This window comes from Pseudoalteromonas pernae, from assembly GCF_039831865.1.
GTDB lineage: Bacteria > Pseudomonadota > Gammaproteobacteria > Enterobacterales > Alteromonadaceae > Pseudoalteromonas > Pseudoalteromonas pernae.
In genome coordinates, this window is sequence record NZ_JBDODM010000002.1 from 401036 (window position 1) to 427021 (window position 25986).

Annotated in this window: 24 protein-coding genes; 10 read left to right on the top strand and 14 right to left on the bottom strand. The window is 46.9% G+C overall.

What is annotated here, in order from left to right; genetic code table 11:
• Nucleotides 1-2 precede the first annotated feature (2 nt).
• Entirely contained in the window at nt 3-2273 is a 2271-nt protein-coding gene (locus tag V1358_RS06015) for a putative bifunctional diguanylate cyclase/phosphodiesterase (protein ID WP_440589870.1), read from the top strand.
• A gap of 20 nt (nt 2274-2293) precedes the next feature.
• Here the strand turns inward: V1358_RS06015 and V1358_RS06020 are convergent, their stop codons facing one another.
• The 3 genes from V1358_RS06020 to fadI form a co-directional block, all read right to left on the bottom strand.
• Nucleotides 2294-2485, bottom strand: a complete 192-nt coding sequence (locus V1358_RS06020) for a hypothetical protein (RefSeq protein WP_347392911.1) — start codon at nt 2483-2485, stop codon at nt 2294-2296.
• A gap of 235 nt (nt 2486-2720) precedes the next feature.
• Nucleotides 2721-4880, bottom strand: a complete 2160-nt coding sequence (gene fadJ, locus V1358_RS06025; RefSeq protein ID WP_347392912.1) for a fatty acid oxidation complex subunit alpha FadJ — start codon at nt 4878-4880, stop codon at nt 2721-2723.
• A complete protein-coding gene (gene fadI, locus V1358_RS06030) occupies nt 4880-6190 on the bottom strand; it encodes an acetyl-CoA C-acyltransferase FadI (RefSeq protein ID WP_347391035.1) in 1311 nt (436 codons plus the stop codon). Before fadI ends, fadJ begins: the two co-directional genes overlap by 1 nt.
• A 389-nt stretch (nt 6191-6579) precedes the next feature.
• Between fadI and V1358_RS06035 the strand changes: the two genes are divergently transcribed.
• The 8 genes from V1358_RS06035 to V1358_RS06070 all read left to right on the top strand — a co-directional run bounded on the left by V1358_RS06035 (nt 6580) and on the right by V1358_RS06070 (nt 14808).
• Nucleotides 6580-7536, top strand: a complete 957-nt coding sequence (locus V1358_RS06035) for an AAA family ATPase (protein ID WP_347392913.1) — start codon at nt 6580-6582, stop codon at nt 7534-7536.
• 8 nt (nt 7537-7544) lie between these two features.
• Complete coding sequence (locus V1358_RS06040; protein WP_347392914.1) at nt 7545-8513, top strand: DUF58 domain-containing protein; 969 nt, start codon at nt 7545-7547, stop codon at nt 8511-8513.
• The gene (locus V1358_RS06045; RefSeq protein WP_347392915.1) at nt 8514-8948 is read left to right on the top strand and encodes a DUF4381 domain-containing protein; all 435 of its coding nucleotides are present in this window, start codon (nt 8514-8516) and stop codon (nt 8946-8948) included.
• A complete protein-coding gene (locus V1358_RS06050; protein ID WP_347391039.1) occupies nt 8941-9939 on the top strand; it encodes a vWA domain-containing protein in 999 nt (332 codons plus the stop codon). Before V1358_RS06045 ends, V1358_RS06050 begins: the two co-directional genes overlap by 8 nt.
• Nucleotides 9936-11876 (top strand): VWA domain-containing protein, encoded by a 1941-nt coding sequence (locus V1358_RS06055; RefSeq protein WP_347392916.1) that lies wholly within the window; start codon nt 9936-9938, stop codon nt 11874-11876. Before V1358_RS06050 ends, V1358_RS06055 begins: the two co-directional genes overlap by 4 nt.
• Nucleotides 11870-13486 carry a BatD family protein gene (locus tag V1358_RS06060; RefSeq protein WP_347392917.1) on the top strand — a complete coding sequence of 539 codons (1617 nt, stop codon included), beginning with the start codon at nt 11870-11872 and terminating at the stop codon, nt 13484-13486. Before V1358_RS06055 ends, V1358_RS06060 begins: the two co-directional genes overlap by 7 nt.
• 85 nt (nt 13487-13571) lie before the next feature.
• Nucleotides 13572-14096: a sigma-70 family RNA polymerase sigma factor gene (locus V1358_RS06065; protein ID WP_347391042.1), complete on the top strand. Its 525-nt coding sequence runs from the start codon at nt 13572-13574 to the stop codon at nt 14094-14096.
• The gene (locus tag V1358_RS06070; RefSeq protein WP_347392918.1) at nt 14089-14808 is read left to right on the top strand and encodes a DUF3379 family protein; all 720 of its coding nucleotides are present in this window, start codon (nt 14089-14091) and stop codon (nt 14806-14808) included. Before V1358_RS06065 ends, V1358_RS06070 begins: the two co-directional genes overlap by 8 nt.
• 49 nt (nt 14809-14857) lie before the next feature.
• Here the strand turns inward: V1358_RS06070 and putP are convergent, their stop codons facing one another.
• On the bottom strand, nt 14858-16339 hold the full coding sequence (putP, locus tag V1358_RS06075; RefSeq protein ID WP_347392919.1) for a sodium/proline symporter PutP: 1482 nt from the start codon (nt 16337-16339) through the stop codon (nt 14858-14860).
• A 353-nt stretch (nt 16340-16692) separates the two neighbouring features.
• Between putP and V1358_RS06080 the strand changes: the two genes are divergently transcribed.
• The gene (locus tag V1358_RS06080) at nt 16693-17913 is read left to right on the top strand and encodes an EAL and HDOD domain-containing protein (protein ID WP_347391045.1); all 1221 of its coding nucleotides are present in this window, start codon (nt 16693-16695) and stop codon (nt 17911-17913) included.
• 321 nt (nt 17914-18234) lie between these two features.
• Here V1358_RS06080 and V1358_RS06085 read toward each other — a convergent pair whose 3' ends face one another.
• The 10 genes from V1358_RS06085 to ccmA are packed head-to-tail and all read right to left on the bottom strand — an operon-like array spanning nt 18235 to nt 25921.
• Complete coding sequence (locus V1358_RS06085; RefSeq protein WP_347391046.1) at nt 18235-18972, bottom strand: MlaA family lipoprotein; 738 nt, start codon at nt 18970-18972, stop codon at nt 18235-18237.
• An 8-nt stretch (nt 18973-18980) separates the two neighbouring features.
• Nucleotides 18981-20219, bottom strand: coding sequence for a c-type cytochrome biogenesis protein CcmI (gene ccmI / locus V1358_RS06090; RefSeq protein ID WP_347392920.1), 1239 nt, complete (start codon nt 20217-20219; stop codon nt 18981-18983).
• Nucleotides 20219-20680: a cytochrome c-type biogenesis protein gene (locus V1358_RS06095; protein ID WP_347391048.1), complete on the bottom strand. Its 462-nt coding sequence runs from the start codon at nt 20678-20680 to the stop codon at nt 20219-20221. Before V1358_RS06095 ends, ccmI begins: the two co-directional genes overlap by 1 nt.
• A gap of 1 nt (nt 20681) precedes the next feature.
• On the bottom strand, nt 20682-21245 hold the full coding sequence (locus V1358_RS06100; RefSeq protein WP_347391049.1) for a redoxin family protein: 564 nt from the start codon (nt 21243-21245) through the stop codon (nt 20682-20684).
• Nucleotides 21242-23182, bottom strand: a complete 1941-nt coding sequence (locus tag V1358_RS06105; RefSeq protein ID WP_347392921.1) for a heme lyase CcmF/NrfE family subunit — start codon at nt 23180-23182, stop codon at nt 21242-21244. The genes V1358_RS06100 and V1358_RS06105 overlap by 4 nt, the downstream gene beginning before the upstream one ends.
• Nucleotides 23183-23184: 2 nt before the next feature.
• Nucleotides 23185-23664, bottom strand: coding sequence for a cytochrome c maturation protein CcmE (gene ccmE / locus V1358_RS06110; RefSeq protein WP_347391051.1), 480 nt, complete (start codon nt 23662-23664; stop codon nt 23185-23187).
• Entirely contained in the window at nt 23664-23876 is a 213-nt protein-coding gene (ccmD, locus tag V1358_RS06115) for a heme exporter protein CcmD (protein ID WP_347391052.1), read from the bottom strand. The genes ccmE and ccmD overlap by 1 nt, the downstream gene beginning before the upstream one ends.
• Nucleotide 23877: 1 nt before the next feature.
• Nucleotides 23878-24615, bottom strand: coding sequence for a heme ABC transporter permease (locus tag V1358_RS06120; protein WP_347391053.1), 738 nt, complete (start codon nt 24613-24615; stop codon nt 23878-23880).
• Nucleotides 24615-25301, bottom strand: a complete 687-nt coding sequence (gene ccmB / locus V1358_RS06125; protein WP_347393170.1) for a heme exporter protein CcmB — start codon at nt 25299-25301, stop codon at nt 24615-24617. Before ccmB ends, V1358_RS06120 begins: the two co-directional genes overlap by 1 nt.
• A complete protein-coding gene (ccmA, locus tag V1358_RS06130) occupies nt 25301-25921 on the bottom strand; it encodes a cytochrome c biogenesis heme-transporting ATPase CcmA (protein ID WP_347391054.1) in 621 nt (206 codons plus the stop codon). Before ccmA ends, ccmB begins: the two co-directional genes overlap by 1 nt.
• Between the last annotated feature and the right edge of the window lie 65 nt (nt 25922-25986).

The window sequence follows — 25986 nt, forward strand, 5'->3', positions numbered from 1 at the left end:
TGATGAAACCCAGATTAAAGTACCAAAACGTGTTCAACAAGATTCTTTCAGTGCTGTGTGCGTTCGCATGTGTTTCAAGCTATCCGGCCATAGCAGATGAATTTCACCAATCTTTAATAGACAGCCCATCGTACATTGCGACTGTGGTCATTTTTGTTGGCGTGCTTGTGATCATGGGCTGGGCCATTATTTCGCTTAGGCGTTCGCGTCAACACCTCAGGCATTCGCAACAGTTGCTTAAGTCGACCTTAGAAGGCAGCGGCGACATTCTCTGGGATTGGAATATTGTCACAGGCGAAGTTGTTCGCATTAACGACGAGCGACATTCTCAACCTACGCGTGTTGAAGCTCATACTTTTCCGCCCAACCGCGCTCGAATCCACCCGCAAGATCTACCCACTGTTGAGTCGCTAATTCGTGCTCACCTTGCACAAAAAACCGTATTTTTTGAAGCTAGCTATCGCATGTTGGATGAGCAAGGTCAATGGCGCTGGGTGCTTGACCGCGGGAAGGTGGTAGAAAAGAACGCTCAACTGCAGCCGGTGAGAATGACGGGCACAGTCAAAGATATTCACGATATCAAAACCACAGAGCAAAGATTAAACTTGTTCGCGACCTGCGTAGAGAACTTAACCGACGCCATGGTTATCTATGATAGTGAGTTCAACCTCATTGACACCAACCCTGCGTTTACCCAGCTTTTTGGACTCTCACGTGCACATCATCACGGCCATCCTTTTTCCCTGCCCGGTCACACGGTGCAGCGCAGTGACGCCATTAAGAAATCAATCGCCCAAGCGCATCATGTTCAACACGAACTCAATATGCCAGTGATCACCGGGCAAACACTATGCATGGAGCTAGGCATTGATAAGGTACTCGACCAAGAAGGTAACGTTGAATACTACATTATGGTGTTCTCAGATCTCAGTGAACGTAAAAATGCAGAACAAGCGCTCAATGACCTATCAAACCAAGACTCGTTGACGCGCTTAGCAAATCGTAATCAATTTTTTGCTGATCTCGATGTGCTCATGGAAAAAGACAACCAACATGCCGTACTGGTAATGGACTTGGACAACTTTAAGAAGATCAATGACTCGTTAGGACACCAATTAGGTGATAAGTTGTTGATAAAACTGGCTCAACGACTCGTTGAACGCAAACGATCACAAGACTCATTTTATCGTTTAGGTGGCGATGAGTTTGCCCTAGTTATGCGTGGCACCAATGACATTCATACCATTACAGCAACCAGTAAAGAATTCCTCAAAACCATTGCCACGCCCTTTCGCATGCTAGGTCATGAGCTGGCGATCACCGCATCCATAGGCATAGTGCTCAGCCCTGAGGATGGTATGACCCCGCAAGTACTGTTGAAGAACGCCGACACCGCGATGTATCACGCTAAACAACAGGGCAACCGTTACCTCTTTTTCAACGATGCCATGAACCATGCCGCGGTTAAGCGTCTGCAAATTGAAAACCTAATGCGTTTTGGGTTGAAAAAAGACCACTTTGAAGTTTTCTATCAGCCCAAAATGGACATAAAAACGGGCGAGATTGCCGGTATGGAAGCATTGGTGCGCTTTATCACTCCCAAAAAGGGCTTGATCAGTCCTGGTGTATTTATCCCCATCGCAGAAGAAACTGGGCAAATTATTGAGATTGGTGAAGTGGTACTGCGAAAGGCCTGTGCTGATGTAAAAAAATGGCGAGATATGGGGTTGTTTAACCAACGAGTAGCAGTCAATCTATCAGCCAAACAATTTGCGCTCGCTGATTTAACGCTGCGCATTGATACCATACTCACCCAAACTCAACTGCCAGCCAGTGCCCTTGAATTGGAAATTACTGAGGGGACGGTAATGGACAACCCTGAACATGCCATCGCCATTATGCACGCGCTTGTCGACAAAGGTATTCATCTCGCTATGGATGATTTTGGCACGGGTTATTCGTCATTATCCTATTTGAAACGTTTTCCGCTGCACACGCTGAAAATTGATCGAGCATTTATTGTGGATATGGAAAATGAGCGTGGTAAAAACATGGTGGACTCTATCATCACCATGGCCCAAAACTTGGGCTTGCACGTAGTCGCCGAGGGAGTAGAAGAAATCGAACAATTACAGCAATTGCAGAAGTTAGGCTGTGAAACAATGCAAGGCTATTATTACTCCAAACCGCTTTCAAGTGAGCAGTTTGAAGCATTCCTGAGTAAACATATCAAAGACAAATCGCAAGGCCAGCACCTTAGCTTAGTGCAATAGCCCCAATTGTGGCTGCACAGTTATGGGCGCCAAATAATCCCACATTGCGCGATGGAACGCATAAGCGCTCGGCGGTAGTGTACATTAAATAATGCCAACGCAAACGGACCAAACAGGCCACCTAGAAAAGCCCAACGTTTTGCTGGCATCCCTTTAGCTGAAGCAACAAAAAACAATAACGTGGCAAAAATCAGACTCAAAACAACGAACATGCTACCCCCAAAAACTGAAATCGGCGGGACTTTAACACATGCGAGGTTATTTATTAACCATACAAAAGTATCAAGGTTGTGAAGCTAGGACATGTTTGACGTCCATTAATTTGATAAATCAATTTAAAATAAGGGGGTTACATCAACCACTTTAGGCTAAGTAGTGAGTCAAATTTTTGTATGAAAAAAGCGCAAGTTATGACTTGCGCTTTTTCGATTGCATTAACAGAGTGAGCTACTCTGCGTCAGCAGTCTCATCCGCAACAGGCTCTTGCGCTTTTTCTTGCGCTTCGTCGTAAAACTTGGCGCCATTTTCAGCCATTTGTACCAAGCGTGGAGCCGGTTCAAATGCGCTGTTGTACTGAGAGAAAGTTGCCAGTTTAGAGGACACTTCGCTCGCACCTAGTTTGTCCATGTAGCTAAATGGACCACCCAAGAACGGTGGGAAGCCGATACCAAAGATAGCGCCAATATCGCCATCTCGAGCATTACTGATAATCCCTTCATCTAGACAGCGGGCAGCCTCATTGAGCATTTGCATTACACAGCGCTCAGCGATTTCTTCTTTATTGAGTTTAGGTGCCAAAGTAACACCCAGTAACTCATACACCGACTCATCAACTTTTTTGTCTTTCTTCGAGTAATCGTAGAACCCACGACCTGATTTGCGGCCAAGTCGTTTGCTATCGATCAACCGATTGAACGCATCAGGTGCTTTGAAGCGTTCACCTAATTCAGCATCCAAGATAGGCGCAATCTTCGAACCGATATCAATACCAACTTCGTCAAGCAAGGTTAGTGGTCCAACTGGGAAGCCAAATTCCACCAGCGCTTTGTCGATTTTCTCGATAGGCTCACCCGCAAGCAATAGGTTTGCAGCTTCATTTACGTAAGGAGCAAGGATCCGGTTTACGAAGAAACCCGCTTTGTCTTTAACGACGATTGGCGTTTTACCTTGTTTGCGAGCGAAGCTGACCGTGCGTGCAATTGTTTGTTCACTGGTCTTCTCGTGAGGAATAATTTCCACCAATGGCATTTTCTCTACCGGCGAGAAGTAATGTAAACCAATAACGTTTTCTGGACGTTGCGCTTGCTCTGCAATTTGCGAAATAGGTAACGAAGACGTGTTACTTGCAAAAATGGTGTGCTCTTGTGCGTTTTCTTCAACGTCCGCCACCATAGCTTGCTTGAGTTTTAAATCCTCAAATACCGCTTCAATCACCATATCAACGTGTTTAAAGCCACTGTAATCTGTGGTACCCGTGATACGGTTCATTTGCTCTTGCAGCTCAGCCTTAGACAAGATACGACGTTTATGTTTCTTATCGAGAATCTTGTAGCTGTAGTTCATTGCACCGGCAATACCTTGCTGAGCAACGTCTTTCACACGCGTTGGAACACCCGCTTTAATGGCGCTTACATGGGTAATACCTGCCCCCATTAAACCACCGCCTAACACCGCCACTTTGTTGGTGCTTGGGGCATCATCGGCACGCCATTCTTTTTTCATTTGTGTGGTTGCAAAGAAAATGCCGCGAAGCTGCTTCGACACTTCACTCATTACTAGGCTGGCAAAACCTTCTGCTTCGGTTTTGTATGCTTTTAGGGTATCGAGCTCAACACTCGCACGTACCGCTTTGATAATGAGCTCTGGTGCTGGGTAGTGACCGCCGGTTTTCTTAGCAACATTTTCAGCCGCTTTTTTGAAAATCAAATTACGGCCAAACGGATTCGACTCAAGCAATGCTGACATTTTATCGATCTGAGGTTTAGTCGCTTTGGCTTTGCCCTTGAGGGCAAATTTAATAGCCACTTCCAGCAAGATTGATTGCGGTACACATTCATTCACTAAACCAGCTTTTTTAGCTTGTTTAGCGCGTACTTGCTTGCCTGTTAGCATCCACTCAAGGGCTTTTTGGATACCCACTAATTTCGGTAAACGTTGTGTTCCACCGCCACCGGGTAATAAGCCTAGCTGCACTTCAGGCAGACCCATTTTCGTGATATCGCTGTCGCTACAAACACGATAATCACACGCCAATGCAAACTCGAGACCACCACCAAGCGCGGCACCGTGAATCGCAGCAACCGTTGGATATGGCAGTTTTGCCAGCTCAAAAAATGCGTCGTGACATGTGGTAGACAGTGCTAACGCCTCTTCATGAGAGTTCGCATTATCCAACATATTGATGTCGGCACCAGCAATGAAGTTGTCAGGTTTTGCACTCACAAAAACGAGGCCTTTGACCTTGTTTTCGTTAGCCGTTTTGATTACCTCATCCAATTGCGCTGCAAAGCTTGCACGCAAGGTATTCATCTTCTCGCCAGGCACATCAATGGTAACAATACCAACCTGCTCGTCGTTGAGCTCGAATTTAAATACAGATTCCGTCATTATGCGCTCTCCAATACAAAGGCAGCTCCTAGGCCACCAGCCGCACAGGCTGTTGTTAATGCCAAGCCACCACCACGGCGGTTTAGTTCGTGAATACTTTGCGTGATCAAACGTGCGCCCGTTGCCGCGAATGGGTGACCATAAGCAAGTGAACCGCCATTGACGTTAAATTTGTCCATGTTAATTTCACCAATTGCTTTATCTCGACCGAGTTTTTCTTTAGCAAACTTGTCAGATGCAAACATCTTCATGTTGGCTAGGGTTTGCGCCGCAAACGCTTCATGCATTTCAATCAGGTCAAGATCACCAAGGGTGATACCCGCTCTGTCTAAGGCCAGAGGAGTAGAATGCGCAGGACCCATTAGCATGTCCTCATGAACACCAATTGCAGTGAACGCGTAGCTGCGGATATAACCTAAAATTTCGTATCCAAGCGCTTTGGCTTTGCTTTCGTTCATTAATAACACAGCTGCAGCACCATCCGTTAGCGGCGTAGCATTAGCTGCTGTAACGCTGCCGTATTTACGGTCAAATACAGGCTTTAGTTTGGCGTAGCTAGCCAACTCTGAATTACCACGGATGTTATTATCTTGTTCAATAAATGATTTGTATGGCGGTACGTGTGCCGTCATTACTTCTTGTGCTAGTTTGCCCTCAGCCCACGCTTGGCTAGCAAGCGTATGCGAGCGGTGCGCTAAGGCATCTTGGTCGGCACGACTAATGTTATGCGTTTTCGCCATCTGCTCAGCAGTTTGCCCCATAGACAGCCCCGTTGAATATTCTGCAACGGCAGGCGGTACAGGGAGTAAATCTTTCGGGCGCAGCTTTGAAAAAATCTTGAGACGTTGTCCCAGTGTGCGGGCTTTGGTTAAATCAACCAAGCTACCGGCTAATTTCTTGCTCACACCGATTGGCAATACAGATGATGAGTCAGCACCACCAGCGATACCTACTTGAGTGTGACCTGCCATAATTGACTCAGCAACGTTGGCAATAGCTTGGAAGCTGGTTGCACATGCGCGTGATACCGAATAGGCATCAATGTTCACTGGCATGCCCGTACCCAGTACAATTTCACGAGCAATGTTTGGCGCTTCAGGCATTTGAACCACTTGGCCAAACACGAGTTGATCGATTTCACTGCGATCAAAATCGAGACGCTCCAGCATCTCATTGACCACGAGCTTACCTAAATCTAAAGCTGGAACATGGTGAAAAGCGGTTGCTTGCTTGGCAAAAGGTGTACGCAGGCCGCTGACAATCGCGATGCGCTCCCCGTTTCGAGTTGTTAGTTTTAATTGCTCAGACATAAAATGCTTCTCCTGCTGACAGGTCTGACCTGTTAATATTTCCTCGATTCTAAACAACCCCACGCGCGTTGCCAATAGTGAAGTCGAAATAAAGGCTTAGCTATTGGGTGAGTCATTGGCATAGCCTGCGGCTCATCCTGTGCGGCTTAATTCTCATGTTAGGTTGTACACACACTGCAAAAACCACCAGCCCCTACAACAATAGTTAATAACTGATGGCATTTAAAATAAAAACAAGACTTTAAAACTAAACAATAGTAAGTAAAATCAAATGAACTAAATCAAACTACCAGTGCCTAACAGGCTTGTTAGTTGGGTCGTTCGCTCTGATTCGACCTTTGTATTTTATGAATTCCCTAAATTAAATGCCGGCAAGGACACGTACACTTATGGCAGTTTCTAAGTTTGCACAGCTAAAAACGTATCTCGATACGCAAATTATTGGTCAACCTCATCTTACTCAATCTTTGCTAATCGCGGTGTTAGCCGATGGCCACCTATTGGTTGAAGGCCCTCCAGGATTGGCAAAAACACGTGCAGTGAACGCATTAGCTAAAGGCTTAGAAGGCAGTTTCCAGCGCATTCAGTTTACACCAGACTTATTACCATCCGATGTAACGGGTACAGACATTTATCGCCAGCAAACCAGCGAGTTTGTGTTCGAGCAAGGGCCGTTGTTTCATAACTTAGTGCTTGCCGATGAAATCAACCGCGCTCCAGCTAAAGTGCAATCAGCACTACTTGAGGCAATGGCAGAAAGACAAATCACGGTAGGCAAGAACACCTACCCTCTTGAACAGCTGTTCATGGTAATGGCTACACAAAACCCGTTGGAACAAGAAGGCACCTACCCACTGCCCGAAGCACAACTTGACCGTTTCTTGTTGCATCTCAATATCGACTACCCTGACGCTGATTCTGAATTAGCAATCTTGCGTCTGACCCGAGGCGAAGCACTTGAGGGCGAGCAAGCCCACATAGAGCCAATCTCGCAAGCTGATTTATTTAGCGCCCGCAAAGAAGTGCTGGCACTGCACTTAGCAGAGCCACTTGAAAAGTATTTAGTGCAACTTATTATTGCCACGCGTGATGGCACTCGCTTCGACGACGATTTAGCAAATTGGATTGAATACGGCGCCAGTCCGCGTGCAACCATTGCCCTTGATAAAGCAGCGCGCGCGCATGCATGGCTTAATGGCCGCGATTTCGTCAGCCCAGAAGACATCCAAGCTGTTTTCCACAATGTCTTGCGTCATCGCATTATCTTAAGCTACGAAGCGCAAGCAGAAGGCATCACTAAAGATTATGTATTAACCCGTATTCTTGAACGAGTGGCTGTACCTTAATGAGTCGAATGTCATCACCACCTTTGAGTGTCAATGACTGGCTAAAACAACTCCACTGTAGCGGTCATGCGTTGGCGCTTAAAGAGCTCACCTATTATAAAAGCAAAACTAAGTTGCTTGATTTAGCAGTGCGCAGACGTATCCGCAGTCCGCTCAGTGGTCAGTACCTCGCGCCGCATAAAGGCCGTGGGATGGAGTTTGCAGAAGTACGCCACTATCAAAATGGCGACGATGTTCGCAGTATCGATTGGCGGGTGACCGCACGTACAGGCGAAGCGCACACCAAGTTGTTTCAAGAGGAAAAAGAGCGACCTGTACTGATCATGGCAGATTTCAGTGCCAGCATGCAGTTCGGCTCTCAGTTTGTATTTAAGTCAGTGCAAGCCGCCCACTTGGGGGCGCTAATTGCGTGGTCTGCATGCGAAAGGGGCGACAAGCTCGGTGCGCTCATTTTTAATGACCATCATCACCATGAGTTTCGTCCACAAAGTCGCGATAAAGCAGTACTGCGTGTCTTTCACGGCATGCTGGACTGCCACAGTGAACAACAAACTGTGGCAACTCAGTCAACTTCACCCGTGAGCTTGGTAACGCAACTCAAGCGCTTAAACCAACTCGCCAAGCCGGGTAGTACGGTGTATCTGATCAGTGATTTTGTGACCTTGAACGATCAAGACCGTGCCAGCATTGAACGTGAACTACAACATTTAGCGCGACATTGTGAAGTCGTGGCCTGTATTGTCAGTGACCCTTTCGAGAAAAAACTCCCCAGCTACTCTGAGGCAATTAATGTGAGCACTGGGCGTGCTGAAATCAGCTTGGCACTGGATGATGCTAACTTTCGCAGTCGTTTTAACAAACGCGCGCAAGCATTGGGTTCGCAGCGCCTAGAGATACTGGCACGTTATTGCCATTCAATCGTGGAAATCAGTGCTGCAAAAGCACTGGAGCAGCAGTTTTATCAACGGAGCGCATAAATGCAGTCAGTGCCTATTCCACAATTAGAAGATGTCATTGCCCCTACTGAGGTGAGTGCTTGGCCTCCAGGTCCAGCATGGTGGCTCGTTGCCGCATTAGTATTGGGTATACTGATCACCTTAATTATTATGTGGCGCCAGCGCGCACAACACCTTGAAGCAAAGCGCGAAGCAATTTCGCATGCAACCAATACCGAAGGTGCGCTGGCCTTACATCAGCTGCTAAAACGTTTATGTAAGCACTATTACGGTGATCACATTAGTGCGCTCACAGGCAAAAAGTGGGCACAGGTATTATCGCAACTGAGCGCTATGAGCTTTTCAGAAGACGAGTTATTAGCGATTTACCGTGACAAAGCAGATCATACTGATCTTTCTTTAAAGCTGAGTTCAGCTATAAACCAATTTAAAACCAAGGAGATACTCGATGTATGAGTTGCAATGGCCTTGGCTGTTATTACTGCTCCCCTTACCTTGGCTGTGGGTATTAATCACTCCTAAACGCAAACATAATGCGACCTTGAAGCTACATATTCCCTCATTGAGCCATGTTGATATGCAACATGAGCGAGCATTAAGCGGTGGGCGTTGGCCCCATTGGTTAATGTCAGTGGCATGGATTTGTACTGTTATCGCAATTGCAAATCCAGTGCATCAAGGTGAACCTATTACCTTGGAGAATGAAGGCCGCGACATCATGCTTGCGGTGGATTTATCCGGCTCAATGCGCGAACAAGATATGGCTTACCAGGGGCGCTATGTTGACCGATTAAGTGTAGTTAAAAGTGTGTTGGCTAATTTCATCACCGAGCGACAAGGTGATCAGCTTGGTTTGATCCTGTTTGCAGACACAGCGTTTTTACAAACACCGCTTACCCGCGACCTCGATACCGTCGCGCAAATGCTCAAAGAAGCGCAAATTGGTTTGGTTGGTCGCGCCACAGCAATCGGCGACGCGCTAGGATTATCGGTTAAACGATTTAATGATAAAAGCCAGTCGAATAAGGTGGTGATTCTCCTCACCGACGGGCAGAACACTGCGGGTAATCTGACGCCAGAAGAGGCATTGATTCTGGCCAAAGATGCAAAAGTCAAAGTTTACACTGTGGGTGTCGGTGCCAATGCATCTATGAGCATGGGTCTGTTTTCCATGTCAGGCAGCAGCATGCTCGATGAAACACTACTTAAACAGATTGCAGAGCAAACCGGCGGTAAATACTTCCGTGCCACAGATACGCAAAGCTTAGCCAATATCTACCAAGAGCTAGATGCACTTGAACCATTAGCGGAAGAAGAGCAAACGGTGCGCCCGAAGAAGGCCTTATTTTATATCCCCTTGAGTATCGCACTTGGAGTGATTGCGCTGGCTATCTTCAGACGCAAGCTTAGAGCATTAACCTATGTAGTTAAAAAGAGGCAAGCATGAGCGATTTCGTTTTTCTCCGTGCGCCAGCGTTATACTTGCTGATCCCAGTAGCGGCCTATTTTATCTGGCGCTTGTTTGCGAAAGCCACTGTGGTGCAACAAAGCCAGATTATTGCCCCTCACCTTGCGAATCAAGTTATGGAGGGTGCGCATGCTAACAAACGCCAAAGTCTGGGGCTGACTAATACAATATTGATGACGGTTATCGTCTTTGCCCTCGCAGGACCGAGCTTTAGCAAGCAAGAAGTGCCTGTATTTGAAGCGAAATTAGCCCGCGTCATGGTGATGGACATGTCACGCTCTATGTTCGCGACGGACATCAGTCCAAACCGCTTACAACAGGCACGTTTTAAAGCGCTAGATATGGTGGAGTTATTCAAAGAAGGTGAAACCGCTCTAGTGGCCTATTCTGGCGATGCATTCACCATTTCACCTCTTACCTCTGATAGCAATACGCTCACCAATCTTATTCCGAGCTTGAGTCCAGAGATCATGCCTTCGCAAGGCAGCAACGTGTTAGCAGGTTTAGTGCAAGCACAAGAGCTGTTAGAGCAAGCGGGCTATTACGAAGGTGACATCATCCTGCTGACTGATGGCATTGACAGCGAAGATGAAACAGATGTTCGTAACTGGCTATCAAAGTCGCCCTATAACCTCTCTATTTATGCCATTGGTTCATCACAAGGTGCGCCGATTAGTTTGCCTGACGGTGGTTTCTTAAAAGACAGCCAAGGGCAAATCGTTATTCCGAAGACGAACTTTGATCGCCTCAACAGACTCGCTAAGCTCGGTGGTGGTCAACTCATTCGCTATCAACCAAGCAGTGACAATCTAGAAGCATTCACTGACATCAAGGTCACAGCCACACAAGTTGAGTCAAAAAGTCAGCAAACCTTATGGCGCATTGACGCAGGCATCTACTTGGCCATGGTTGCCGCCATTTTGCTACTGGTGCAAATTCACCGCAATGCCATTATGTTATGTGCGGCGCTGGTGTTAGTTCCTTGGCAAAGCGCTCACGCAGCAACATGGCAATCTTGGTTCAAAAACGAGCAGCAAAATGCCCTCGATGCTTATCAGCAACAAGAGTACGCGCAAGCAGCAACATCAGGTAATGCCCTCTTGAGCGGCTCGGCTAAATACCAGCAACAAGACTATCAAGGAGCACTTGAGGAATTTAATAAAGACTCCTCTGCAACAGGTTTATATAACCAAGGTAATGCACTTGCGCAGTTAGGCAAGGTCGATGAGGCGCTTGAGCGCTATCAACAAGCACTGGATAAAGACCCGAACTTGAGTGCGGCGGCCGCTAATAAGGCGATTTTGGAACAACTCAAAAATCAGCAGCAGAACCAGCAGCAAAGTGACGATCAAAACCAGCAGCAGGAAGACTCTGAACAGCAAAATAGCGAACAGAAACAAGGGGATAACCAACAGCAAAGCACTCAACAGCAGCAAGATACGCAGCAACAAAATAGCGGCTCTGAAGGTGAGAATCAGCGTAATGACTCACAGCAGAACAACCCGCAAAACAGTGCCGACCCACAACAACAGGACTCAGCAGAGCAGTCTGCGGATCCTGCGCAAGAAAAACAAAGCGAGCAAGCTGATGAGCAGCCTAAAAAGGACAGTAAAAAGCAATCTCAAGAAGGCAAAGAGTCGCAAGAACGAGCCGATGAAGAATCAGCACAGCAGTCACAGGAAAATTCCGATGAGCAAGGTGATAAGGGCAAGCAACAGCAACAAGCTGTCGCACAAGCTCAACAAGTTGAAGAGCTGACTGCTGAAGAAAAGGAACGCGCCCAACAACTAAACCAGTTACTGCGCAAAATTCCGGATGACCCAGAGATTTTACTGCGCAACAAAATGCAATTAGAAGCACAACAACGCCAACATTCAAGTCGTCGCTTACCACAAGGAGTAGATAAGTCATGGTAAGAAATTTCATTATTTTTTGTTTAGTGTGGTTATCCCTACCCGCGTTAGCACTAACAAAATTGGACGCCAGTGTTGATAAAAACCCGGTGCTCGCGGGTGAGTATTTTTATCTCACGTTGAGCGCTGATGACACCCTTAATTCTGAGCAGCCAGATACTTCCGCCTTGCTCAAACATTTTGTGGTTGGCCCAACATCGCGCAGCAACCAAACACAAATAATTAATGGCTCGGTATCGCGTCAAACAACATGGCGCATCGAGTTAATGGCCCGAAACCCAGGCGAATATGACATCCCTGCTTTTCGAATTAAGAATGTGAGCTCCGCTCCGTTCACGATGAAAGTGGTCGCCAACACCAGCGCGCAAATGGATGCGGATAACGCCTTTATTAGAACTGAGCTGACGCCATCAACTTTGTATGTGCAGCAAGCTGGTATTTACACAGTGAAGCTCTATCTAGGTGTTGATTTAATAGATGGTGCGCTGTCCGCACCTGAGTTGGAAAATGCCAATATCTCACAAATGGGTAAAAACTCTGAGTCACAAGAAGTCGTCAATGGCCGTCGTTATCAAGTTATCCAACGTGACTACCTAATTCAGCCGCAAAAAAGTGGCACGTTTGAACTCAAAGCGCCAATGCTCAACGGTAAAGCACGCAAAAACTATCGGGCGGTGAGTATTTCGGCCAAGGCTACAGATCAACTGGTCGAGGTCAAACCAACACCGCCGCAATTTGCTGGTGCTTGGCTGCCCAGTGAGCTCGTGGACTTAAGTGAGCAATGGCAAGGTTTAGAAGACGAAGTGCAAGTAGGCACGCCAATCACTCGCACCCTAACTTTGACCGCTTTGAACGTGACCAAAGAGCAATTGCCTGATCTTCCCAATATCGATGTGCCTGATGTACGTAGTTATCCTGATCAGTCTGACCGCACTCACCTTGTCAGAAATGGCAGATTAATCTCGCAAACCAAAACCTCTATTGCTTATGTGCCACAGCGTCCGGGCACCTTCACCCTGCCTGCAATTGAAGTAAATTGGTTTAATACCGTGACGGGCCGTGCGGAAATTGCCAGTGTTCCTGAGCAAACCATCACTGTAGTTGGCAATGCGAATACACCAACACCTCCCCCCAGCGCGTCTTCGTCTACAAATACCCCGAATATAGAGACGCCACCGCAAGCTGAGCAATTAGGCACAACCGATGACAGTGGCACTGTGCCATGGTGGCTTATTGTCCCAGGTTATGTGCTGTGGATTGTTACCATGTTGCTATGGTGGTTGAGCAACAAACAGAAGAAGCCTCAGGCACATGCACCAATTCAGCGTGCACAGCCAATCAATAATGTAAGCGACATTGCCCGCGCAGCGAAAGCTCAAGATGCAAAAGCGCTTTATCATGCAATTGATGGCTTTGCTAAAGCACACCATGGTTCAATTGAGCGTTGGTTAGCGCTTTGGCCTGAGGCAGCTCAACAAGAGTTCGCTAAACTGAGACAATCTTTGTACAGCGCCAACAGTGCCGCTGTTGACTTTGCGCAGATTGCGCAGGCAGCCACAAATACTCGCGCGGCAGACGCCCAGAGCAAATCTAAGCTAGACTCTCTGTATTAATATGTTTGCGACCAGTATCAAAAATGATGCTGGTCGCAAAATATTACACTTCATAAGAAATTTAATTTGAACCACTGCGGTCTTAGTGAGCATGGCAGATAAACAAAAGCGCTACGAAGCGTTGGTGCAGGTCTATCACAAAGAGCTATATCGCTTTGCCTATTGGCTAAGTAAAGATGCAGCGGTGGCAGAAGATCTGGTCCAAGAAACATTCTTAAGAGCATGGCGTTCATTAGACTCCTTGCAAGATCATGGTGCCGCAAAATCTTGGCTACTCACCATCTTGCGCAGAGAAAATGCACGTCGATTTGAACGTAAACAGTTTGACTACAGCGATGTTGAGCAAGACACCTTGGTCGATACTAGAAGCACATCATTAGATGATGAAATGGAGCTTACTGTATTACAGCGGCACATTATGGCCCTGCCGCATGAATACAAAGAACCGCTATTGCTACAAGTTATGGCTGGGTGCAGCGGTGATGAAATCGCCAGCATCCTCAATCTCAACAAAAACACGGTTATGACACGCTTGTTCCGGGCGAGAAATCAGCTTAAAGATGCCCTAACCAGTAATGACAAACAACTTAAAGAGGCCCCAAATGGATGAATTAGAATTTCGTCGGCGCCTTTTTGCTCAGCCTACAGACAAGGACGACGAACTGTTAGAATTTGCTAAGCAAAGTCCTGAGCGAATGGCACTACTCAAAGAGCTAAGAGCCTTTGATAAAGAGTTGCACCAAGCGATGAACATTGACGTGCCCGAGAACCTTGCTGATAAAATTATCTTGAAGCAAACCATGTCAGAACAGCCAGACAAAATTAAAGCCTTGTCTGTTAATCGCAAACGCAAATCTTGGTATTTGGCTGCAGCTGCATCAGTTGCCATTGCCTTTAGCGTCGTCACTTATCAACTAGTGGCACCGCCTTTGTCTATCGGTGAACACGCACTGGCACATGTTTATCATGAGATGGGATCACTGGAGTCTACTGAGCGCTTTAATATTGCAGAAGTTAATAACCGACTCGCACAGCTTGGTGGCCAGTTTAAGTCTCTGCCAGGTGAAGTAAAATATGCGCGTTTCTGTAACTTTAAAGGCCAACGAGGGCTGCACTTAGTCTTTGAATCTGACTTTGGCCCTATGACGGTGTTTGTGGTGCCCTCAGAGAACAAGTATTTGGGCGATAACTATTTTTCTGATGATCATTTCGCAGGACGTGTGTCACACTTCCCGCAAGGAGACACCATTTTAGTCGCTTCAGCTAAAGCGCCTTTGGACGAATACCAAAGCCGTATTAACGAGTCAATACAATGGCTTTAGCGCCCTCCATATAATGAAAGAAGCCACCTTAAAGGTGGCTTCTTATTAGTTAGTTAAGCTCGGCTTCAACTTTATCAAACGTCGCTGTTAACTCTTCGTTCGGTTCTTTGCTCAACAAAGTCACAACCACAATAGCGATACTTGAGAAGATAAACCCAGGGACGATTTCATACATCCAACCGCTCAGAGATTGACCGTCGATTTCGATAGGCGCGTAAATCCAAAACAGCACTGTCGCCGCACCCACAATCATACCTGCCAAAGCACCTGCTAAATTCATTCGACGCCAGTACAAGCTAAATAGAATCAACGGACCAAATGCAGCACCAAATCCAGCCCATGCGTTACTCACTAAGCTTAGAATAGAGCTATCGCGGTCATAGGCGAGGTAGATAGCGCAAAGCGCAACCAGTAACACGCTGATACGACCAACAAACACCAACTCTTTTTCGCTTGCGTCACGCTTAACATAGATTTTATAGAAGTCTTCGGTCAATGAGCTTGAGCTCACTAGTAACTGCGAAGAAATCGTACTCATGATGGCCGCTAGAATAGCAGCCAATAAGAAACCCGCCACAAGGGGGTGGAACAGTAACTGTGATAAGATAAGGAAAATGGTCTCAGGATCGGCTACGTCAATGCCCTTCTCAAAGCTGTAAGCGGCACCACATAAACCGGTAGCAACAGCGCCCAAAGCGGCTACTATCATCCACGACATACCAATACGACGCATGGTCGGAATGTCTTTCACTGTTCGCACTGACATAAAGCGCACAATAATATGTGGCTGGCCAAAATAGCCAAGACCCCAGGCCATTGCCGATATAATACCAATGACAGACCCAGTACCTACCCAATCGAGCATAGTTGGATTAATTTGCTCGAGCGTCGCAGGTAGCGGCTCATCAAGCAGTGTAAATGTTACTAAAGGCACAATGATAAGTGCGAGGAACATAATACACCCTTGCACAAAGTCAGTCAGACTCACCGCTAGGAATCCACCAAACAAGGTATACAACACCACCACGCCCGTGGTGACATACAAACCCGTTTCATATGAAAGGCCGAAAGATTCTTCAAATAATTTGCCGCCAGCAACCACGCCCGAAGAGGTGTATAAAGTGAAGAATAAGATGATGACCAAGGCTGACACAACGCGCAGCGCATTTTTTGAATCATTAAAACGGTTGGCAAAATAATCTGGGATGGTTATAGCGTCATTCGCGCGTTCGGTATAAACACGAAGGCGTGGTGCAACAAGAAAATAGTTCGCCCAAGCACCAATGACCAAGCCAATAGCAATCCATGTTGCACTGAAACCGCTAACAAACATGGCGCCTGGCAACCCCATTAAAATCCAGCCACTCATGTCTGACGCACCGGCTGAGAGTGCTGCGACACTCGGAGGAAGATTACGCCCGCCTAACATATAGCCCGAAACATCGTCGGTCGACTGCTTATAGGCGTAGAGTCCAATTCCCAACATGACAATAAAATAAATGGCGAGGGATACAATTGTTCCTAATTCCAAACTAGCCTCCAAGTTAGCGCTAAAAGGCACGGTAAAGAGTCTTTACCGGCAAATTATGTTGTTATTATGTGGCGATAATGATCTGTGCACGAATAAAATTAACGCGGACAGTTCAACAAGCCCTAGATTAAACTACACTTAGTGCAGTTTTAGTCACATCACTATAGCATGCTCACAGTGACCAACTCCACTTGGTGCGTTAAGGGTGCTTAAGTGCTGCTAAATTGCGCTATGGTATTGTTTTAAAGTAATAATAACGCTAAAACTACAACAAAATTTTTCGATACTTGATGAAAGAGCAACGATTTTCTCATATATTGTTAGGTAATAAGCAACGTGTTTGGATGTGAATAATGAATTTCTACGCTGCTCGGCAACCCATTTTAGATAGGGAAAAGTCACTGGTGGGCTACGAGCTCCTATTTCGTGACGGCCTGGATAACGTATTTCCACAAATTAATGGCGATGAAGCCACCTCTCGTCTGATCGAAGGAAGCCAATTTACCTTTGGTTTAGAAGAACTAACAGGCAACAAGCCTGCGTTTATCAATTTCACTTTGGATACCTTAGTGAAAGGTTATGCATCCATGATGGGTACTAATGAAATCGTCGTGGAAATTCTCGAAACAGTACAACCGGGAAAACGCCTTTTAGCGCTTACTCAGCAGCTTAAAGAGCAGGGATACACCATTGCTCTTGATGACTACAAGCACCAGAATGTATGGCGTCACTTTTTCCCACACATCGATATCATCAAAGTTGATTACCTTGAATCCAGTCTTGAGGACATTCAGGAGATCATCGATGCAGTAAAGCCTTACCCAAATATCAAACTCCTTGCCGAGAAAGTTGAAACGTATGAGCAGTATCAGCAAGCGATGGACTTGGGCTTTACGTACTTCCAAGGGTTTTTCTTTTCAAAACCAGAAATGGTGCAAAGTAAAGCATTGCCCCCATCTGAGTTAACCCTTGCCGAGTTGTTGTATGAAACATCAACCACCGACATGGATTTGGAAAAGATCACCAAAGTGTTCGAACGCGATGTGAACTTATCTTATAAGTTACTGCGCTATTCAAACTCAGCCATGTTCAAACGTCGCGCTGAAATCTCGACTATCAAACAAGCTTTGGTCGTATTGGGTGCGGCAGAGATTAAGAAGTTTCTATCCCTGCTGTTCACCGCGCAGTTGTCGTCAGATAAACCAGCAGAACTGATGCTGTTGTCACTAACGCGTGCGCGCTTCGCTGAAGTACTGGCAGAAAAGCACCCTGGTTCTGTGGATTCAGGCCGTGCCTTTTTAACGTCTATGATGTCGCTACTGGATGCTATCCTCGACCAAGACATGGCAGAAGTAGTGGAGCGTTTGCCGCTGGCAAATGACATCAAAGTAGCCCTACGTGACCGCGAAGGCGATTTAGCGAAATACATCACGCTTGTAGAGCAATATGAACAAGCAAAATGGCAAGATGCTAATAAAACCATGGAAGAAATGAAGCTAGATGCGACAACCGTTCCTGATGCGTATCATGAAGCAATTCATTGGGCGCAAGAGCAAATCCAAGCGATTATGTAAGCGCGTTTAAACATTAAAAAAGCCGGTAACTTTACCGGCTTTTTTTGTTGCTGACTACTAGGGTCTGTTAACCTTTGAAATATGAATTTTGTTCAAATCAAAGGCTTTCGATGCAAGGAAAGGATTATGTTGCATAGTGAGCTATGTTAATAGCCCATGACAACGCAGTATAAGCCTTTGGTTGAACCCTTAGGGCAGTGCCATTGGGGTATTTCTTCGGCGTTATCGCCTGACTTACATAGAATGACTATGTGACGCAGGCTCTGCCTTGCCAAAATATCCCAATGACTGCTGCAAAAACACAGCAAAGGTCAACAGACCCTAGAGGTTCTCTAAGAAGTCATCATCATAGTCTTCAGCTTCTGGTTCTTCCTGCATCGGCGGATTACCATCATAGACCTCATAGAGCTGACGCTGATAATACACATCTTTTACGAAAGTATATGGGTCGAGCGACTCATTCAATAAACTCTCTTGCGGGATCAGTGACGCACGAGTTTCGACTACACGAAGGGCGAACACTAAAATCGTCTGCGGCGTAGTCAATGCAATCTCTGGCAATACAAAGTTATCAACCATGTCGCCTGTGAAATTACGCACTGTGCTCGGTCCCATACCTGGTAGCATCACATAGGCACCATCACCTACGCCCCACACTCCCAGAGTTTGGCCAAAGTCTTCATCGACGTAGTCAAGACCAAGGCTAGTCGCCACATCAAACAAGCCGCCAATCCCGACTGTGGTGTTCACTAAGAAGCGCGCCACAGCAATACCGGTTTTATCCGCTTTACCTTGCAATGCTGCATTCACAGCATCGGTGGGTGCCACGATATTGTTGGTGAAGTTAACAACCGAGCGACGCACTGGTGCAGGTGTTACTTCCACATAACCTACAGCCACGGGACGCAAAATATAGGCGTCGAGCACGTCCATATTGAAGTCATACAACGGACGGTTAATGCTTTGCAATGGGTCACGCGGGTCTTCTTTCTCTGGCGGTACTTGTGCACAGGCGCTCAGTAGCACCGCTGTTAACGTAATAAACGTCTTTTTAAGCATTCTTCTTCCTACTGAATCAAAGTATTAATCACAACATCTACCTGTTGTTGCTCTTGATGATTAAACACTGCTGATTTGCCCTCTAACTCACCTAAATCCACGGCCACGTCGCCGTCTTTTGAGATGCGGGCAAATACTTGAATTTGGTCAAATTGCGTCAAACTAAGTTCAGCCATCATCGCATCTGCCTCACTTAAAGTCACCGTTAGCGGCAGTGAAAATTCCTCAAAGCGCTTTACTGCAAGCGGCATTGGTGGGCCTGACGCAGCTTTGGCAAACACAAACAGCACACTGTTTAGCGGAATTCGATCAGCAACTGGCTCGGCGATGCTTACGGAAACAGTAACTTGATGCATAGGCTCTGCATCATCACTTTGTGCCATACGTGCATCTATTTCAGCGATACGTTGAGCAACCATGGCGTGACGTGGGTCCGACTCGTTCATGGTCGAAAGGATCAACTCAAATGCGCTTTTCGCCTCCAGCCAATCTTTACGCTCATAAGCAATCAGTGCCAGCATTGAAATCGCATCGATATTTTGTGGCTGCACCTGCAACACTTGCGACAACAGCTTAGCCGCTTGATTCATACCTGAATCATCGCCTTGTACCAGTAAAGACTGGGCGTAGCTGACTTTGGCTGAAATGTTCTCTGGGTCCATTACAAGCACTTTATCAAACGCCTGCATGGCCATTTCATAGTCGTTGAGGGTCATAGCAACACGTCCCAACATCAACCATGCCACCGCATCGTCACCGTCTTGTGCTAAACGCGTACGCAAACCTAACAACAGGGCCTGACGTTCGTTGGCATCAAGTGGCTCACCCTTGCCCATAACAGCACGCTCACCCAGTGCAGGCAGCTCCTGCATCGCCTTTTCCCAGCCAGCAAGCTGTGCTTGATTACCTGTAAAGTAATAGAACACAGCGCTAAGTAAGACAACGAAACTAGCGCCTGTCAGCGCCAAAATGCGGTTATTGCCGCGGCTCTGTAATTGCTGCTCAGGTGACAAGTCATTAAGTAATCGGCGCTTGAGTTCCAGCAATGACTCATTGTAGCTTTGCTTAGAGATGCGCTCTAACGCCAAGTCATCCGCCAACTCTTGCTGACGTTGCTCGAAGATATCGATACGTTCAGCGTTGACACTTGGATTTGCCACTGCTTTGAAATTTCTAATAAACGGCCAACACACAAATAATAAGGCTAATAACGTTAAGCCAGCAAAGGCTCCCCACAATGACAACATTATGCTGACTCCTTACGCTTGTACTGCTTAATCAAGCCTTGTAGCTGCTGCTCATCAGCGTCAGACCATGTTGCTTTTTGTGCCGCTTTTTTCTGGCGCACAATAATAAATGCGAATCCAGCTACAACGATAAAACCAGGCAGGATCCATAAGAAAATAGTCGCTGGCGTCACAGGTGGTTGGTAATGAACAAAATAACCGTAACGATCAATCATATAATCGATTACTTCGTCTTTGCTCTGCCCTGCTTTGACTAATTCTTCCACCTTGTCACGCAGGTCCTTGGCGACCACAGCATCCGAGTCAGCAATATTTTGGTTTTGGCATTTAGGGCAGCGAAGCTCCTTAGTCAACTCAGTGAATAGAGCAGCCTGCTGAGCTGTTTCGAAGTCATATTTTTCTTCTACAGCCAATACGTTAGCGGCAAAAAAGATAGAAAGAGCAATAACTAAAATACGCATTTTATTCCCCCATTAGTGGCGCAAATTTAGCGCGCCACACGCGTGGGTTAACATCACCAGTGTGATGCACTAACACAGTGCCATTTTCATCTACCAAGAAGGTTTCCGGTGCGCCGGAAACGCCTAAATCGAGGATAAATTGACGGTCTAAGTCGAGCATGTTGAACACATAAGGATTACCTGCTCGATTTAACATGTCGGTCACTTCTTGTTGCAGATCACCCAAATTAAAGCTATCGCCAAAATCAGGGTCATAACCTTGTTCGTAATACAAGCCAACGATCGTAACGCCTCGCTCGCGCAGTTCTGTTAAGTAACCAAGCTCAGCGATACAGGTTGGACACCATGTGCCCCACACATTTATCAAGTATTTTTGGCCTTGCATTTCGGCGTTGGTCCAGCGCTTTTGCGGCTCCATTAAATCAGGCAAATCAAACGCCGGTAGCGCTTGGTTTACACGACCACTTTGTAGCTCACGCGGGTCTGAGAATAGCCCTTTGAAAAGAAACACACACAGCAGTAAAAATACTGCCAGCGGTGTTAATACTAACCATTTCCTGTTCATGCTTGCGCCTCCTTGACACTGCGACGACGATAGCGACGGTCAAACAGTACAACAAACCCGGCCAAAGCGATGAGAATACCGCCTAACCACATAACACGTACGTATGGCTTGTGATAAATGCGCAGTGACCAAGCCCCCCCGCTTAATTGCTCGCCCAATGCCAGATACAAGTCGCGAGAAAGTTCACCGTCCACCGCTGCTTCAGTCATAAACTGCATACCAATATCGTAGCGACGTTTTTCAGCGTGCAGCACAGTTTCCTGTTCACCTTCTTTGAACACGGTAACAACGCCAGCATGGCCTGTGTAGTTAGGACCGCGGATCACCTTAACGCCATCAAAGCGGAAATCATAACCGCCAAGTGATACTTGCTCGCCCGGTAACACACGTACATCTCGCTCAGTTGAATAGGCCGAAGTCAGTGCCACCGACATAATTACTAACGCTAAACCAACGTGACCTAGCAACATGGCCCAGTAACTTAGCCCGAGGCGCTTCATTGAACCTGCTTGCGAGGTTTTCAATAGTAGGTCCTGCGCGCTCATGACGATAATCCACACTGCTAACGCCGTCGCCATATAGGTCACTGGTTTCACTACGTCGTAACTACCGTAAAGCCAAGCAGCCGTCGCCACCACAGCGATAACTATGCCCAAGCCATACTTACCTACCAGTTGCTTCGCTTTATTTTGCTTCCAGCGTAACAATGGAGCAGCACCGAGTAACAAGGCAAATGGCACGATGAGATACGTAAACATTTGATTGAAGAACGGCTCACCAATCGAGATAGAGCCCAGCCCTAACTCCTTGTGCACCATAGGTAGCAAAGTACCCAGTAATACAATCAAGGTAGCCACTACTAATAGAATATTGTTTAACCACAACGCGACCTCACGTGAGAACAAACTGTAGCGACCTTCACTGCTCACTTGCCCAGCACGCAGTGCATATAAAGTCAGACCGCCGCCGACTACAATCGCCAGGAATGCAAGGATAAACATACCGCGGTCTGGATCAGACGCAAATGCATGCACTGAGACAATAATGCCCGAGCGCACAATAAAGGTACCGAGTAAGCTTAATGAGAATGCGGCGATCGCAAGTAACACTGTCCACGACTTAAAGATGCCGCGTTTTTCAGTGACGGCCAATGAGTGCAGCAGGGCTGTGGCAACTAACCAAGGCATCAGTGAAGCATTTTCTACAGGATCCCAGAACCACCAGCCACCCCAGCCAAGTTCAGCATAGGCCCACCAACTACCGATGGTAATTCCCAGAGTCAGAAAGCCCCACGCCGCCATAGTCCATGGACGAGACCATTTCGCCCAGAGGTTATCAAGTTGCCCTGTGAGCAATGCCGCAATCGCAAACGCAAAAGACACCGATAAGCCCACGTAGCCCATGTATAGAAGCGGTGGGTGAATGATCATGCCCGGATCTTGTAACAATGGATTAAGGTCACGCCCTTCCACTGGGTAATAAGGCAACAAACGGTCAAACGGGCTCGACATCAACAGCGTATAAAGCATAAAGCCAACCGCAAGGAAGCCAAGCACCGCCAATACGCGTGCGCGCAGTGGCCAAGGTAAAGACTTAGAAAGCAATGCAACTGCAGCTGTCCAGCCTGCTTGCATCACCAACCAAAGTAAAATAGCACCTTCATGACCACCCCAAGTCGAGGTGATTTTGTAATACCATGGCAAGGTGCTACTTGAGTGGTAAGCGACATAAGCGACTGTAAAATCGTCAGTCAAACTCGCATATATGAGAGCAGCAAAGGCCAGTAACACAAAGATAAACTGACCGACCGCCAAAGATGGGGCCGCGCGCATTAGGCGTAAATTACCCGTATGTGCGCCCCAAATTGGGAAAATAAACAACAGTACGCACAGTACCATTGCTATGGTTAAAGAAAAGTAACCGAGCTCTGGGATCATACTTAGTTGCCGCTGTTGTTATTGTAAGTTGGTTTTTGGTGTTTGATACCTTTCACCGCTTCTGCCACTTCCTCTGGCATATACTCTTCATCGTGTTTCGCTAGCACTTCAAACGCTTCAATAACGTCAGCTTCTACTAGGGTACCCTGCGCTACGATGCCCTGTCCTTCGCGGAATAAGTCCGGCAAGATGCCTTTGTAGCGAATCGTTACAAGTGGACCTGTATCAATGAGCTTAAATTCCACAAACAGCGAATTTTCGTCGCGTTTTACAGACCCAGGTACCACCATACCACCGATACGAAGCTTTTGGCCGACATGTGGTTTCTCAAGGTCAGGCCCCTTGCCATTGATTAGCTCACTGGGGGTGTAAAACAAATTGATGTTTTCTTGCAGTGCATACAGGGTCAGACCTACAGCACTCGATAGACCAAACAATAAGGCGATAATGGTTAACAAACGTTTTTTACGTCTCGGATTCATTACAACATCTCCTGCTGCTGGGCCTTTTTGGCCTTTTCAATACGTTGCTCGCGCGCACTTTGTGCGGCTACTTGAGCTAACAACACGCGTTTTTCGCGTAGGGAACTAACTAGCAAACCGATAAGGATTAGTGCGCAGCTGCCAAACGACAACCAAACATAAAACGCATAACCGCCCATCGCAAAAAAATCAGAAAGACTGTCAAACTGCATATTACTTACTCCCTGCCAATTCTTTCACCCAAGGACGATGTTGCTCACTTTTTAAGATTTCAGTTTTCAAGCGGATCAAGGTCACGGCACCTAAAAAGCCTAGGAAGCCAGCAAGATTGACCATAAGCGGCCAAAACATACTTGGATCGATTGCCGAGGTATCAAATTTAGTGATAGTGGCACCTTGGTGAAGGGTATTCCACCACTCTACAGAGAAGTGAATAATGGGTAAGTTCACCACGCCCACAAGAGCCAAAATTGACGCTGCTTTGCCGCCAGCACGTTTGTCTTCAAAGGCGTGATAAAGAGAGATTACACCCAAATACAAAAACAAGAGAATAAGTTCAGAGGTTAGGCGTGCATCCCACACCCACCAAGCACCCCACATTGGCTTGCCCCAAGCCGCTCCGGTTAACAAGGCAATAACAGTCATCGCGGCACCAACAGGTGCAATTGCGATAACCGCCAACTGGGCGTTACGAATTTGCCACACCAACGCAATAAGCGCCGCAATCGCCATCGATGAGTAGGCACCCATTGACCAAATTGCAGAAGGAACATGAATAAAGATGATGCGATAACTGTCTTTTTGTTGATAATCGGCAGGCGCAAAGGCTAAGCCCCAGACCCATCCAACAACAATACCGACGACGGCCACTACCGCAAAATAAGGTAGCAGGGTGTTACACAACTTGTAGGCTCGTTCGGCCTTAGCGTAGGGATGTAACCACTTCCACATTAGTTAATACTCACTTTCAATGCTGATGAAACGGCAATAGGTGCCAATACACTAGCTACGGCTAGAAATGCACCTAGGATCGCAAGCTGTCCGCCATACGCCAGTGACATGCTGGCTGTATCGATAGCGGAAGTTGCAAAAATTAGGACCGGAATATAGAGCGGCAGAACCAGCAGGCTTAATAGCACACCACCCTTTTGTAAACCCACTGTAAGACCCGCGCCAATTGCGCCAATAAGACTCAATAATGGGGTACCGATTAGCAAAGTTAACATCATCGCGGTTAAGCTTTGCGTTTGTAGATTCATAAGTAACGCGAACAACGGCGCCAGTAATACCATTGGCAAGCCAGTTATTGTCCAATGCGCAGCGACTTTAGCAGACACCGTAAGCGACAGTGGAAATGGCGACAGCATTAATTGCTCAAGCGTACCATCAAGGTAATCATCGCGGAACATTTTATCTAGGCCAAGCATGGTGGCGAGCAAAGCCGCGACCCAAATAATGCCCGGCGCCATGCGCGCTAACAAATTAGGCTCAGGACCAATACCGAGTGGAAATAAGGTAATCACAATCAAAAAAAACAGTAGTGGATTGATAATGTCACTACGTTGGCGAAAGGCCAGACGAACATCTTTTGTGTACACACTGGCCCAAACTCGCCAGTAAGATTGATTTTGCGCTATCAAATGCGGTACTCCAGCTGCAACTTACTGAGGTTGTCGAACTGTGTCGTCAAATCCTGATGGCTAGTCAATAAAATCGCCCCACCACTTGCAAGGTGTTCAGCGAAACGAGCTTGGAGAAAATTCACGCCCTTTTTATCAACAGCGGTGAATGGCTCATCGAGTAACCACAGGGGGGCGCGGTTTAACCACAAGCGAGCCAAGGCTACGCGGCGCTGCTGACCTGCGGAGAGCTGGCGGACAGGCACATCCTCTAGGCCGACTAACCCTAAATCAGCGAGCACATCATAAAGGTCGACCTGTGCTTCAAGACCGTGGGTCGCTAACCAAAACTGACAATTTTCCAAAGCGTTGAGTTGCGTGTTAACGCCAGTTTTATGACCGATAAACAAAACATCTTGCGCGTACTCATCATGGTAGCGACGAATACATTGTTGTTTGTATTTTACTTGCCCCTGCATAGGCTCAGCGAAGCCCGCTAAAATACGTAATAGCGAGGTTTTACCAGCCCCATTAGGGCCTTCTAACTGCATGATCTCACCGGAATTTAATTCAAAACTCAGGTCTTCGAACAAACATCGCTCTTGCTTTATGCAAGTGACTGCGTCAACGTGTAACACGAACAGGCATTCTCAATGCTTAAAATTGGGCGATAGTCTACCATAATGCTAAGCTAATGCGAAAA